This is a genomic window from Ruegeria sp. Ofav3-42, from assembly GCF_022347725.1.
Taxonomy (GTDB): domain Bacteria; phylum Pseudomonadota; class Alphaproteobacteria; order Rhodobacterales; family Rhodobacteraceae; genus Ruegeria.
On sequence record NZ_JAKRGB010000001.1, the window covers coordinates 282986 to 296362 of the forward strand.

Below are 13377 nucleotides of genomic sequence, written 5' to 3' on the forward strand. Positions count from 1 at the left end.
CAGGTCTCCTTGGGGCGTGACACTGATCTTGACGGGTGACACACTGAATTGACAGGGGAATTCGCGTTTTTTTGCCTTTGGGTTCACTGCAACGCTGCGTCTCTCTAGTTCCACCTGTTACACTGAATGGGTTACAGATTCGCCTTGTGTCGCAGAGTGCATTTCATTGATCGCCGCATCGGAGTTAGACCATGACGCAGTCCATAGATTTCGTTTTCGATTTCTGCAGCCCTAATGCCTTTCTGGCTCATAAGGTATTGCCCCAGTTGGCCGAGCGTGATGGTGCTCAGTTGAACTATATGCCTGTATTACTGTCCACGGTGTTCAAGGCGACGAACAATCAAAGCCCGTTTCAGGCGTTCTCGGAAAACCGCCAGAAAACAGCGTATCTGACTCATGACCTTCATCGATTTGCCCGTAGACGCGGGTTGAGTTTTCACATGAGCCCGCATTTCCCGATCAACACGAAATTCGCAATGCGGGGCGCAATATTTGCGTCAGGAAAATCATGGGAGACCAAATATATAGACGCTGTTTTTGATGCAATTTGGGTGCATGGTCAAAAAGTGGATGAGCTAAGCGTTTTGATGGACATTTTACAGGAACACGGACTTCCGGCACGAAAACTGCGTGAGGCAATGACCGGGGCGGATGTAAAGCAGCGGCTTAAGGAGCAATCCAAAGCCGCTGTGAAACGCGGGGTATTCGGGGTGCCCACAATGTTTGCCGGGGCCGAGATGTTCTTTGGCAAAAACAGCCTCGGCAACTTGGAGCTGGAGCTTGCTCAGTCTGTGGAATGATAGCCGCCTGACCTATTGCTCAAGCGCAGCAAGGCCATGCTTTGCGAATACCGGGACGTAGGCTCCGAACACCTGCGCGCGCTTGGGATCTGACGCATTTCCGTCCAGCGCGCGTTTATAAACGCCTTGGAGGATGCCTGCCATTCGGAAAAAGTTGAAGGCCAGGTAAAAGCCGAAATCCTGGATCCCCGGCAGCCCCCGGCGCTGACAGTAATGTTCGATAAACTCCTGATCTGATGGCAATCCGAGCGCCTTGCGGTCGACACCGGCCAGTCCGCGCCCCTCTTTGCCGGGTGGTAGCTGCCATTGCATGATGACCGCGGCCAGATCCGCATAGGGGTGTCCGATGGTCGACAACTCCCAGTCCAGAACGCCGATGCAACGTGTGCCGTCATTCTGGAACATCAAATTGTCGATGCGATAGTCACCATGCACCAGCGTCCGTTGCCCGTCGTCCTTCGGGATCGACGTTTCTAGCGCCGAAATCAGAGTGTCCATTTCGGCAATCGTCGTGGTTTCTGAGGCTCGGTACTGCTTGGTCCACCGTGCAATCTGACGTTCAAAGTAGTTACCTGGCGGGCCGTAATCAGACAACCCGACCGCATCGACGTCGACCTCATGCAGATCGGCCAGCACTCGGTTCATTTCGTCGAACACGCCCGAGCGGGTTTCGTTATTGATCCCATCCATTGTGGGTTCCAAAAACACGCGCCCCTGTAAGCGTTCCATGATATAAAACGCGGACCCAATGACGTTGTCGTCCTCGCACAACAGCATCATGCGAGGAACCGGTACCGCGCTTTCGGCCAGTGCCTTTTGGACCCGAAACTCCCGCTCTACCGCATGGGCCGATTTCAGCAGAATGCCAGGAGGCTTGCGACGCAGCACATATGTATTGGGCGGAGTGCGCAGTTCGAACGTTGGGTTGGATTGACCAATGGCGAACTTCGTCGCCTCTGGCGGTCCTTGGTAGCCGTCGAGATTTGCGCTCAGATAGGTATCGAGACTTGTCAGATCGAGTTTTGATTTATCCTTCATTGCAGATACTTAAGCCCCGCCTTTTACAGTGCTTCGGCAAAGATGTTGCCGGCCGTTACAATGTTGATGCCACCAGAGACCGGGATGACGGCCCCGGTTACGTAGCTGCCGCCACGGCCACACAGAAACAGCATGCATCCGGCGATATCTTCGTCGCGCCCGACGCGCCCCAGCGGCACCGATTTACCAACTTTGTCACGGGTGCCTTCGTCGGCCGTTGCGAAGGCCGTCATGCGCGACACAAAAGGTCCCGGTGCCAATGCATTGACAGTGACGTGATATGGGGAAAGCTCCTTGGCCAGAATTTTGGTCAGGTGCAGCACGGCGGCTTTCGATGCGGAATAGCTGTAGGCGCCATCACCCATGGGAACTTCGCCCATAACCGAACCCACATTGACCACGCGTGCCGGGTCATCGGAGGTGCCGGACTTCATCAGCATCGGCAACAGTCTCTGCGTCAGTTCAAACAACCCGGCGACATTGACAGACATGATCTTGTCCCACGCGTGATAGGGAAACTGCCCCATCGGCGCGCCCCAGGATATCCCGGCGTTGTTCATTAATATATCAAGCTGTTCGGTGCGCTTTTTGATCTCGTCAACCATTGCCTGAACACCGTCTTCGGTGCCGACATCGCCGCTGAAGCCCTCTGCGCTGCCGGGTGCGTCAAGGGCATTCAACTCGGCCGCCACGGCCTCACAGGCATCACCCTTGCGCGATGCGATCAATACGCGCGCCCCTGCCCTTACCAGCGCCTCGGCTGCCATCCGGCCAATTCCGGTTGCACCGCCGGTCACTAGTGCGGTTTTGCCCTGCAGAGAAAAAAGCGATTCAGGGGTCATGGTCTGCTCCTCGGTTTTGTGTTTTGACACGTGCGACGATCTTGGGCGAGGCTTACACCCCGCTGAATTCTTGACAACATCCGCCACTGCGCCAAAGTTCCTCCTAACCAAATAACAAGGACAACAGGGCCAATATGCAAGCTTTACTCAGCGTCGCTCCGGGCGGGCCGGAAACTTTGGAACTTACGACTCTGCCCGATCCGATGCCGGGAAAGGGAGAATTGCTGGTCGGGGTCAAAGCGGCTGGCGTCAATTTTCCGGACACGCTGATGATCCAAGACCTGTATCAGATCAAACCGCCCCGGCCATTCGCCCCCGGAGGTGAAATCGCGGGTGAGGTACTGGCAATTGGAGAAGGCGTTAGCGGGTTCGACGTTGGCGACCGGGTGTTGGCGCTGACCGGTCACGGCGGGTTTGCAACCCATTTGACCGTTAAGGCGGCAACGGCCGTTAAATTCCCCGATACGATGCCTTTCGAAGATGCGGCCTGTTTCATTTTCACCTACGGCACCTCGTATCACGCGCTGAAGGATCGCGCGACGTTGAAACCCGGGGAAACCCTTTTGATCCTTGGTGCGGCGGGTGGTGTCGGAAGCGCTGCCATCGAGTTGGGCAAGGCCATGGGCGCCCGGGTGATCGCTGCGGTATCTTCGTCAGAAAAGGCGGATTTTTGCCGTCAGATCGGAGCGGATGAAACCATCGTGTATTCACGGCAGATGGATCGAGGTGCGCAAAAGGCATTCTCTGCGGAAATTAAAACGTCAGCTGGCGCAAATGGGGTTGATGTCGTGTATGACGGTGTCGGCGGCGACTATGCAGAGCCCGCGCTGCGCTGCATGGCGTGGAATGGCAGGTTCCTTGTTGTTGGTTTCCCGGCTGGCATTCCCAAAATTCCACTCAATCTGCCGTTGTTGAAAGGCTGCCAAATTGTTGGCGTGTTCTGGGGGGCTTCGGTGTTCCGCGATCCTAAAGGCCATGCGGAAAATGTCAGCGAGTTGTTCGACCTATATCAAAAATCTGAGATAAAACCGCAGATCAGCGCCCGGTTTCCGTTGGCAGATGCGAGCCAAGCTCTGGCGCTGCTGAACGAAAGATCGGTTCTCGGGAAGATTGTGGTCACGATGCCTGAAGCCTGAATGCACGCGAGTTTCTGTATCAAGGGATGATGGTGTTCGATTGGTGACACTCGCCTGATGAGTGCGCAGGCTGGTGGACATCCATGCCTTTTCACGTTTATGAACCAGTAAATGGGGATTGTGAAATAATGCATAAAGTTCTGATTTTGAACGGTCCAAATCTAAACCTGCTCGGCACTCGGCAACCCGAGGTTTACGGTCGTACGACTCTGAAAATGGTCGAAGAATCCTGCGTAAACCATGGCGCGTCCATTGGGTTGGACGTTTCACACCTGCAGTCCAATCATGAAGGCGCATTGATTGATGCCATCCATGCGGCCAAAGGCACGCAGGACGGGATCGTTCTGAACGCGGGCGCCTATACCCACACGTCGATTGCCCTGATGGATGCGATTTCCTCGGTCGAATTGCCTGTGGTGGAAGTTCATTTGTCCAACATTCATGCCCGCGAGCCCTTTCGGCACACATCCTACATCGCGCGGGTTGCGCTGGGTCAGATCTGTGGTTTTGGGTTGCAAAGCTACGTTATGGCGCTGGATGCGTTGTCGGCTCATCTCAAGAATGAGGGGGCCGTATGAAGCTGGGCGAATATCTGAATTTTCTCAGCTACGTCAAAACGCTGGAAGAGCTTTGGGACGCTCATTGCCGCCAGATGGCAGAGTTCGGTTTCGAACGCCTGCTGTATGGCTACACGCGCTACAGAACCGAAACCTCGCTGGGTGATCCCGAAGACTTCACCATCCTGACCAACCACGCCACAGACTACATTGATGGTTTCGTGCGGGACGGCCTGTATTTCCACGCCCCGATGTTGAAATGGGCGTTGAAAAACGAAGGTGCGGCCAGTTGGAAGATGATCCAGGACATGAGTTCTGACGGTAGGATGACTGCCGAAGAACGACAGGTCTATGAGTTCAACCGGTCAAAAGGTGTGGTGGCCGGATACACCATCAGCTTTACGTCCGTGTCGATGCGGTCCAAGGGGGCAATTTCACTTTCCGCTGGTGGGTCGGTTGGTCAGAGTGACGTTGACGCGATCTGGGCGGAACATGGCGATGACATCCTGTTGATGAACAATGTCGCGCACCTCAAGATCCTCACCCTTCCCTACAACGCCCCAAACCGAGCCCTGACCAAGCGCCAACGTGAGGCGTTGGAATGGGTCGGTGACGGAAAGACAACGCAGGATATCGCCCTGCTCATGGGGCTGACGGCGGCGACGGTAGAAAAGCATCTCAGGCTCGCGCGCGAATCTCTGTCGGTCGAGACAACGGCACAAGCTGTACTGAAGGCTTCGTTGCAAAATCAGATGTTCAAAATGGAAGCTTGATGTGCCTTTTTTGACGCTAATTTGCGTCAATTTACGTAGGGTAAGGAAAACATGACTTCCCGAATCTGAGACCTAGTTGCAAAGTGATATTGTTCCGTGAGTGGTGGCTTTGGCCTGGGAACGTTTTGGTCGGATCTTTGCAATAACAAAGCTCTCCGATCGCTCTGACACAAGGGCGCCTATTTGTCCGCGTCTCTTAGTTGGAATTTTGGGGGGCCTCGACCATCCCCATCTGCGGGGCCCCTCAATCCTTCACTGATCGTGTGAGTTCAGTGCGCAAGCGAGCGCAAAAAAAACCGGCTACGCGTGGCGTAACCGGTTAATTTCTTTTTTAGGTTGAGGCCTCTTTCGAGGCCCCCTCCATTCTTAGCCCTGCGCGGCTTTGGCAACTTCGGCTGCGAAGTCTTCTTTTTCGACGACGATGCCTTCGCCAACTTCCAGACGAACGAAACCGGTGATGGTTGCGCCCGCTTCTTTGGCCGCTGCTTCAACGGTCAGGTCAGGGTTCACAACAAACGCCTGATTCAGCAGGGTCGATTCCGCAACGAATTTCTTCATACGGCCTTCGATCATCTTTTCGATCACCTGCTCCGGTTTGCCGGATTCGCGGGCGATGTCCATCTGAACCTGCTTTTCCTTCTCGACAACAGCCGGGTCCATGTCCGCCTCGGACAGAGCTGCCGGGTTCACAGCGGCGATGTGCATCGCAACCTGCTTGCCGATGGTTTCATCGCCACCCGACAGAGCAACCAGAACACCGATTTTGCCCATGCCGTTGGTGGCTGCGTTGTGAACGTAGGACACAACGGTGTCACCCGACAGTTTGGCCATGCGGCGCACCGACATGTTCTCACCAATGGTGGCGATCTTGTCGGTCAGGGTGTCCGCAACGGACTTGCCGCCCAGGTCAGCCGCCAGCAGAGCTTCGACATTGTCGACGCCTTCGGCCGCGTAAGCGATCTTGCCAACCATTTCCTGGAACTCGGCGTTTTTCGCAACGAAGTCGGTTTCCGAGTTCACCTCGACCGCAACACCGTTGCCACCGTCGACGTGCACTGCAACCAGACCTTCAGCTGCGGTACGGCCGGATTTCTTGGCCGCTTTGGCCAGACCTTTGGTACGCAGCCAGTCGACGGCCTCGTCCATGTTGCCGCCAGTTTCGGTCAGCGCTTTTTTCGCGTCCATCATGCCTGCGCCGGTCGAGTCGCGCAGTTCTTTAACCATTGCTGCTGTGATTGCCATCTTTTGGCTCTCCTCAATTCAAACGGAATTGGGGCAGGTCTACCCTGCCCCATATGTCATTTACGTGACGGGCAGCTTACGCTTCGGCAGGTGCTTCTGCTTCCGCTTCTTCTGCAACGGCTTCTTCAACCGGCGCTTCTTCGAATGCGCCCAGGTCAACGCCTGCTGCACCCAGTTGAGCGGTCATGCCGTCCAGAGCGGCGCGAGCGGCCAGATCGCAGTACAGAGCGATCGCGCGCGCTGCGTCGTCGTTGCCGGGGATGATGTAGTCAACGCCGTCAGGCGAACAGTTGGTGTCGACAACAGCCACAACCGGGATACCCAGCTTGTTGGCTTCAGCGATGGCCAGTGCTTCTTTCTTAACGTCGATGACGAACAGCAGGTCCGGAACGCCGCCCATCTCGCGGATACCGCCCAGCGAAGCTTGCAGTTTGCCCTGGTCACGCTCCATGCCCAGACGCTCTTTCTTGGTCAGCCCTTCTGCGCCCGATTCCATGGCTTCGTCGATCTGGTTCAGACGGTTGATCGACTGGGAAACGGTTTTCCAGTTGGTCAGAGTACCGCCCAGCCAGCGGTGGTTCATGTAGTACTGAGCCGACTTTTCAGCGGCGTCTGCGATCGGCTGAGCTGCCTGACGCTTGGTACCAACGAACAGAACGCGGCCACCTTTTGCAACGGTGTCACGAACAGCCTGCAGAGCCTGATCCAGCATCGGAACGGTCTGGGTCAGGTCCATGATGTGGATGCCATTGCGCGAGCCGTAGATGAACGGGCCCATGCGGGGATTCCAACGCTGCGTCTGGTGACCAAAGTGAACGCCAGCTTCCAGCAGCTGACGCATGGTGAACTCGGGAAGAGCCATGCTATTTTCCTTTTCCGGTTTACGCCTGGGCGGGGGTGAAAGAAGCGGATGCTCCAACCGGCGGTCTTGATGAGGATGTCTCCCTCAAAAAGGCCAAACCCCGCCTGCGGGTTTGAATGGCGCGCGTATACGGCAGGTTTCGATATAGCGCAAGGGTCAATCGCCCTTATTTTTCGAGCCGCGCCAAAGCATGTGCATGGCGCACGGCCTCTTCGCAATGAGCGGCCAGCGTTTTGCGGTCGGCGAAGTCGCTGACCTTGGCGGGGGCATGATAGATCAGCTCGACACTGCCTTGTCTGCGTGCACTCAACGTTTTGAGAAGATGCGGAGCGAAATCCATGTCGCCCCACCAACCATAGAACCGATCCGGTTGTCCGGCTGGCGCGTGAAAAACCACGGAAACAGGTTGTACGTACATGAAATCGCGCAGTTCCTCTGAAAAGAACGCAGCGAAGAGCGTTGTTTTAAATGGTAAAACCCGTAGTCCATCGGTCGAGGTTCCCTCGGGGAAAAACAGCAGCTTGTGGCCAGCTTTCAGGCGCTCTTCGAAGATCAGAGTTTGCTCGCGGGCCTTCTTGCGGTCGCGCTCGATAAATACGGTGCCCGTTGAACGTGCCAGCCAGCCAATGCCAGGCCATTTGGCAACTTCGGCCTTGGAAACGAAGTACACGCGTTTGCGGGCGTTCAACGCAAAAATGTCCAGCCACGAGGTATGGTTTGCGACCACAGCTCCGCGCTCGCGCATCAGTTCTCCGGAACTGCGAAATCCTATGCCAAGAAGCCGCAGTGCATTGCGACAGACGAATTGAGCGATAAACGGTGTGATCGGGCGGTGCACTCCGAACAGCGGGCGTTCGATCAGACGCACGGTTAACAATACGATCAGCCCGCCAAAGACCAGCAGTGCCAGCGGTACGCCCCGCAGGACCACCAGTAGCCAATCCACGAGGCCCAATTCGATTGGGTCAGGCGCGTCTTCACTGTTCCAAAGCGGATCGGACACCGTCTCAGGCTCCGCCGTAGATACGCCGCTGGCGTTCATTCATACGCGCCGTATCCAGGATCAGGCAGACGTCGGTGGTGTTGAAGGCGTGGTCGATGAAGGCCCCCTCGCCCACAAAGCCGCCGAGGCGCAGGTATGCCTTGATCAACGCAGGCACCTGTACCATCGCAGCGCGCCGATCCAGAGCGTCTGGCGCGACGAGGTCCATGGATTGGAACACATCTGGTTGCGCTCTGACCCGCAAGTCCGGTGGAGCCAAATGATTGTGGTGCAACATCGACAAAGGCTGCGCCAGTTTTTGAATGTTGATGCCGTGAAAACTGGCGACACCGAACAGCACTTCGATTTCGCGCTCGGTCACATATCCGGCGAGGCCGTTCCACAGATGATACATCGCCGTGCCGCCCCGGTAGTCGGGATGCAGGCAGGACCGGCCAAGCTCCAGCAGCTTGCGCCCGCTTTGTTTCAACACAGTCAGGTCGTATTCGTCCTCGGAATAAAACTGCCCCAATTTCAGTGCACGTTCGCCCGGTAACAGTCTGTAAACGCCGATAACTTCGCCGGTGGCATCGTCATAGGCCAGCATATGATCGAAGTATGGATCGAACCGGTCCTGCTCGAGGCCCGCTTCGTGGTCCACCATCTCACCGCCGCCGCCCAATTCGCGGACGAATACGTCATAACGCAACCTTTGCGCCGCGCGCAGTTCCGCCTCGGATTCGGCAAGTTTGACGGTGAAAGAAGGACCTGCATCCGGCATCGGGGCTTCCGTTATTGTTTGGGCGCTGATACCGCAGTTTTTGGTTGAATGGCAACCAGCGCGGCGGGTGCCGGACGTTAACCATTCCTAAACCAGTTTCACTGATCAAAGACCGGCATCAGGGCGATGCGAGTCCCGTCAATCACCACTTTCCCCTGCTCGCGGAAATTCACGGTGACTTTGCCCCCGATGTTGGACTGTACCTGTCCAACACCCCAATCGGGGAAATCGGGGTGGCGGACATACATGCCCGGTGCAAGAATGGCATTGAGGTCTGTCATAAACGGGCTCCGGTTCGGCGGCAGGTACAGCAGGAGAAGTATGCATGGGCGACACCAACGTCAATCTGGCCGAATTGATCGGTTCCCGAATTTGCCACGATCTGATCAGCCCAATCGGAGCGATCACCAATGGTCTCGAACTGCTCGAGATGGTTGGCACCGTGCAAGGGCCTGAGATGGAGCTGATTACGGGTAGTGTCGGCAGTGCCGGGGCAAGGATTCGCTTCTTTCGCGTCGCCTTTGGGTCTGCAAGTGATCAGCCGCTGGGACGCGCCGAGGTTACAGAATTGCTGCGCGATGTTGAACGTGCCGGTCGTGTCCGCGTCAACTGGCACCTGACAGAGGCTGTTCCGCGCAATCAGGTGAAACTCGCCTTTTTGGCCTTGATGTGCTGCGAAAGCGCGATGCCTATGGGCGGCGAGGTAACGTTGGAAAGTGTCGGCAGCGGTTGGACAGTGACCGGCGTTGCCGACAAGCTGAATCTGGATACGGATCTTTGGAAGAACTTACCCAGGGGACAGTTCCCCAACAAGGTCACTCCGGCTCAGGTCCAATTTGCCTTGCTGCCTCAAACGGCTGCGTCGATGGGGCGGCGGGTCGCGGCGGAAACCGCCTCAACCCGCGTTGTCATCCGTTTCTAGGAACGAACAGTCCCATTACCACGGACCAGATATTTGAAGCTGGTCAACTGGGCGGCCCCTACCGGGCCGCGCGCGTGCATCTTGCCTGTTGCGATGCCGATTTCGGCACCCATACCAAACTCTCCGCCATCAGCGAACTGGGTTGAGGCGTTGTGCATCAGGATTGCGCTGTCCAGCCGTTCAAAGAAATACGCAGCCGCCTGGGCATCCTCAGTCATGATGCAATCTGTGTGGTTCGAGCCGTACTGGCGGATATGCGCGATGGCTGCGTCGATGTCAGCCACGGGTTTGGCCGCAATGATACTGTCGAGGAATTCCTTGCCCCAATCCTCTTCGGTTGCATCAACGCTGCCTTCAATAGCCAACGAACCTTCGGCATGTACCTCGACGCCAGCAGCTTGCAGGGCCGTAATGACGTCTCGGCCTAAGGTTTCGGCGACGTCCTGATGAATCAGAAGGCATTCAGCAGCACCACAAATTCCGGTGCGCCGAGTTTTGGCGTTCAGTACGACATCCAGAGTCTTCTGTGGGTCCGCCGCCTTGTCGACATAGATGTGCACGATGCCCTCAAGATGCGCAAAGACCGGTACGCGCGCCTCACGTTGAACCAGACCGACCAGCCCTTTACCGCCACGCGGAACGATAACGTCCACGTAATCGGTCATGGTCAGCAGTTCCTGTACTGCGGCACGATCCCGCGTTGGGATGAGTTGGATAGCGTCTTCGGGCAGATTTGCGGCCTTGAGTCCTTCGACCAGACAGGCGTGGATGGCGGTCGAGGAATGGAAGCTTTCCGAACCGCCACGCAGGATCACCGCATTGCCCGATTTCAGGCACAAGGCACCCGCATCGGCAGTTACGTTCGGACGGCTTTCGTAAATCACTCCGATGACGCCCAGCGGCGTACGCACGCGCTGGATATTCAGACCCGAAGCCATGTCCCATTCGGTCAGCACTTCGCCCACCGGATCGGTCTGGTCTGCAACGGTGCGCAGACCGTCGACCATGCCCTGAATACGCGCTTCATCCAGCATCAGCCGATCCATCATCGCCGGGCTCAGACCCTTTTCGCGACCGAACTCCAGATCTTTCTTGTTCGCCTCAATGATCTGGGCGCGATTGGCCCAAACCGCGTCCGCCGCAGCGATCAGTGCGGCGTGTTTACGCTCGGCGCTGGCAAAGGCCAAATCGGCCGAAGCCGCCTTGGCGCGTTTTCCAAGATCGGCCATCAGGGCGGGAATATTGTCGAAATCCTTCATCTCAGGTGCCTTTCGGTCGGTCTTTTGGTTCTATCATCGCGCCGTTACAGCGCCAAATCATCGCGGTGGATCAGGACGGCGCGCCCGGGGTAACCCAGCGTCGCCTCGATTTCCGAGGATTTCCGCCCCTTTATCGCGTCGGCCTCTTGCGCGGTGTAGCGGCTGAGCCCCTGAGCCAGCCGTCGCGCCTGTGGGTCCATAATGGCGACTGGATCGCCGCGCCCGAAATCGCCAGTGACCTCAACTATGCCGGCGGGCAGCAGACTTTTGCCATTGCCCAATGCCTTGGCCGCGCCAGCATCCACTACGATTTCTCCCCGAGGCTTCATCGCCGAGATCCAGCGTTTGCGCGCCGCATGCGGGTCCAGGGTTGCAGTGAACCAAGTGCTGTTCGCGCCTTCTTCAAGCATTTTCAAAGGGTTCAACGTTGACCCTTCGGTAATCGCCATATCGCAACCAGCCGCAGTCGCCATCTTGGCGGCCAACAGCTTGGTCTTCATCCCGCCCTTGGACAGGCCAGAACCGGCGTCGCCGGCCATTTCTTCGATTTCGGGCGTGATGGTTTCGATCACGTCGAAACGCCTGGCGGTGCTGTCTTCGTTGGGGTTGCCTGTATAGAAACCGTCGACGTCGGACAACAGAATCAACTGGTCGGCACCGACAGTCACCGCGATCTGTGCCGCCAGGCGGTCATTGTCGCCGTACCGTATCTCATCCGTGGCCACTGTATCGTTTTCGTTGACGATCGGAACCACGCCCAAACTGAGCAGAGTTTCCAGCGTCGCACGGGAATTCAGGTAACGCCTCCGGTCTTCGCTGTCTTCCAGCGTGACAAGTACCTGAGCTGTCGTGATCTCGTGGGGCGTCAGCGCCTCTTCATACGCGCGGGCCAGCCGGATTTGCCCGACAGCAGCCGCAGCTTGCGATTTCTCCAGCGCCAATGCTTCCATCGGCAGGCCCAAAACGCCACGTCCCAACGCAATCGAACCGGATGAGACCAGGATGACATCCGTCCCCTGCCCTTTGAGCCACACGACGTCCTGTGCCAGCGAGTGCAACCAGTCCGACCTCAGCAAACCCGTATCGCGATCTACCAGCAAGGCAGACCCGATTTTGACGACCAATCGGCGCGCTGCAGTCAGGGTTGCCAAGATTGCTTCTCCTCAACGGGTTTCTGCCGCAGGCGGTTTTCATCGATCTTAGCGCGCAAGGCCCGCAGAACCTCGGTCACGCCCAGATGCGCAACGCCGGACATGGTCATCACGGGGCCGCCAACAGCCTCTTCCAACTCGGCCTTTTGCAGCGCCAGTTCCTCTTCATCCAGCGCATCGACCTTGTTGAGAACCGTGATCCGCGGTTTTTCGGCGAGTTCACCGCCATAGGCTTCAAGCTCGTGAATGATGGTGCGGTAATCCTCGGCCACAGTCTCTGAAGTGCCATCCACAAGATGCAGCAGAACCGCACAACGTTCGACATGGCCGAGGAACCGGTCTCCGATTCCACGCCCTTCGTGGGCACCTTCGATCAGGCCGGGAATGTCGGCGACGACGAATTCCACGCTGTCGACACCCACAACACCCAGATTGGGGTGCAGGGTCGTGAAAGGATAATCGGCAATCTTGGGACGCGCGTTCGAAGTGGCGGCCAGAAAGGTGGACTTACCCGCATTGGGCATGCCCAGAAGACCCACATCCGCAATCAGCTTCAACCGCAACCAAATGGTGCGGTCAATCCCTCCTTGCCCCGGATTGGCACGGCGTGGAGCCTGGTTTGTGGCCGATTTGAAATGCAGGTTGCCAAAGCCGCCATTGCCGCCCTTGGCCAGCAGAAACCGCTGCCCGACTTCGGTGAGGTCGCAGATGACGGTCTCTTCGTCTTCGTCCAAAATCTCGGTGCCAACGGGCACGCGAAGGATGATATCGTCGCCATCCTTACCTGTGCGCTGCTGACCACGACCGGGCTGGCCGTTCTTGGCGAAGAAATGCTGCTGATAGCGGAAGTCGATCAGGGTGTTCAGCCCATCGACAACCTCGGCCCAGACAGACCCGCCTTTACCGCCATCGCCGCCATCGGGACCGCCGTATTCAATGTATTTTTCGCGCCGAAAGCTGACGCACCCGCCACCGCCGGCCCCGGACCGGATGTAGACCTTTGCAAGATCGAGAAATTTCATGACTGTCCCC

General features: G+C 57.1%; 15 protein-coding genes. 5 read left to right on the forward strand and 10 right to left on the reverse strand.

The genetic code is table 11. The annotated features are described in order from the left end of the window. Positions 1-191: 191 nt before the first annotated feature. Positions 192-800 carry a 2-hydroxychromene-2-carboxylate isomerase gene (locus tag MHN28_RS01380; protein WP_239335210.1) on the forward strand — a complete coding sequence of 203 codons (609 nt, stop codon included), beginning with the start codon at positions 192-194 and terminating at the stop codon, positions 798-800. 12 nt (positions 801-812) lie between these two features. Here the strand turns inward: MHN28_RS01380 and MHN28_RS01385 are convergent, their stop codons facing one another. Both MHN28_RS01385 and MHN28_RS01390 read right to left on the reverse strand, forming a co-directional pair. Next, entirely contained in the window at positions 813-1838 is a 1026-nt protein-coding gene (locus tag MHN28_RS01385; protein ID WP_239335212.1) for a phosphotransferase, read from the reverse strand. A 23-nt stretch (positions 1839-1861) separates the two neighbouring features. Then, positions 1862-2680 carry an SDR family oxidoreductase gene (locus MHN28_RS01390; RefSeq protein WP_239335214.1) on the reverse strand — a complete coding sequence of 273 codons (819 nt, stop codon included), beginning with the start codon at positions 2678-2680 and terminating at the stop codon, positions 1862-1864. 134 nt (positions 2681-2814) lie between these two features. Between MHN28_RS01390 and MHN28_RS01395 the strand changes: the two genes are divergently transcribed. The 3 genes from MHN28_RS01395 to MHN28_RS01405 all read left to right on the forward strand — a co-directional run bounded on the left by MHN28_RS01395 (position 2815) and on the right by MHN28_RS01405 (position 5146). Further along, positions 2815-3816 (forward strand): NADPH:quinone oxidoreductase family protein, encoded by a 1002-nt coding sequence (locus MHN28_RS01395; RefSeq protein ID WP_239335215.1) that lies wholly within the window; start codon positions 2815-2817, stop codon positions 3814-3816. 128 nt (positions 3817-3944) lie between these two features. Then, complete coding sequence (gene aroQ / locus MHN28_RS01400) at positions 3945-4394, forward strand: type II 3-dehydroquinate dehydratase (RefSeq protein ID WP_239335216.1); 450 nt, start codon at positions 3945-3947, stop codon at positions 4392-4394. Continuing rightward, positions 4391-5146: a LuxR family transcriptional regulator gene (locus tag MHN28_RS01405; protein WP_239335217.1), complete on the forward strand. Its 756-nt coding sequence runs from the start codon at positions 4391-4393 to the stop codon at positions 5144-5146. Before aroQ ends, MHN28_RS01405 begins: the two co-directional genes overlap by 4 nt. Before the next feature lie 366 nt (positions 5147-5512). Here the strand turns inward: MHN28_RS01405 and tsf are convergent, their stop codons facing one another. The 5 genes from tsf to MHN28_RS01430 form a co-directional block, all read right to left on the reverse strand. Then, positions 5513-6388: a translation elongation factor Ts gene (gene tsf, locus MHN28_RS01410; protein ID WP_239335218.1), complete on the reverse strand. Its 876-nt coding sequence runs from the start codon at positions 6386-6388 to the stop codon at positions 5513-5515. Positions 6389-6464: 76 nt separating this feature from the next. Next, a complete protein-coding gene (gene rpsB, locus MHN28_RS01415; RefSeq protein WP_239335219.1) occupies positions 6465-7250 on the reverse strand; it encodes a 30S ribosomal protein S2 in 786 nt (261 codons plus the stop codon). A gap of 166 nt (positions 7251-7416) precedes the next feature. Beyond that, the gene (locus MHN28_RS01420; protein WP_239335220.1) at positions 7417-8292 is read right to left on the reverse strand and encodes a 1-acyl-sn-glycerol-3-phosphate acyltransferase; all 876 of its coding nucleotides are present in this window, start codon (positions 8290-8292) and stop codon (positions 7417-7419) included. Further along, complete coding sequence (locus tag MHN28_RS01425) at positions 8258-9013, reverse strand: GNAT family N-acetyltransferase (protein ID WP_239335221.1); 756 nt, start codon at positions 9011-9013, stop codon at positions 8258-8260. Before MHN28_RS01425 ends, MHN28_RS01420 begins: the two co-directional genes overlap by 35 nt. Before the next feature lie 98 nt (positions 9014-9111). Next, positions 9112-9294 carry a DUF3553 domain-containing protein gene (locus MHN28_RS01430; RefSeq protein WP_239335222.1) on the reverse strand — a complete coding sequence of 61 codons (183 nt, stop codon included), beginning with the start codon at positions 9292-9294 and terminating at the stop codon, positions 9112-9114. Positions 9295-9338: 44 nt separating this feature from the next. Here MHN28_RS01430 and MHN28_RS01435 point away from each other — a divergent pair, with 44 nt between their 5' ends. Continuing rightward, on the forward strand, positions 9339-9935 hold the full coding sequence (locus MHN28_RS01435) for a histidine phosphotransferase family protein (protein WP_239335224.1): 597 nt from the start codon (positions 9339-9341) through the stop codon (positions 9933-9935). Here the strand turns inward: MHN28_RS01435 and MHN28_RS01440 are convergent. Genes MHN28_RS01440 through obgE form a run of 3 tightly spaced genes read right to left on the reverse strand, consistent with a single transcriptional unit; the run spans position 9932 to position 13367 of the window. Then, positions 9932-11194 (reverse strand): glutamate-5-semialdehyde dehydrogenase, encoded by a 1263-nt coding sequence (locus tag MHN28_RS01440; protein ID WP_239335225.1) that lies wholly within the window; start codon positions 11192-11194, stop codon positions 9932-9934. The genes MHN28_RS01435 and MHN28_RS01440 overlap by 4 nt on opposite strands. 44 nt (positions 11195-11238) lie before the next feature. Beyond that, the gene (proB, locus tag MHN28_RS01445) at positions 11239-12345 is read right to left on the reverse strand and encodes a glutamate 5-kinase (RefSeq protein WP_239335226.1); all 1107 of its coding nucleotides are present in this window, start codon (positions 12343-12345) and stop codon (positions 11239-11241) included. Beyond that, positions 12333-13367: a GTPase ObgE gene (gene obgE, locus MHN28_RS01450; protein ID WP_239335228.1), complete on the reverse strand. Its 1035-nt coding sequence runs from the start codon at positions 13365-13367 to the stop codon at positions 12333-12335. The genes proB and obgE overlap by 13 nt, the downstream gene beginning before the upstream one ends. Positions 13368-13377: the final 10 nt, after the last annotated feature.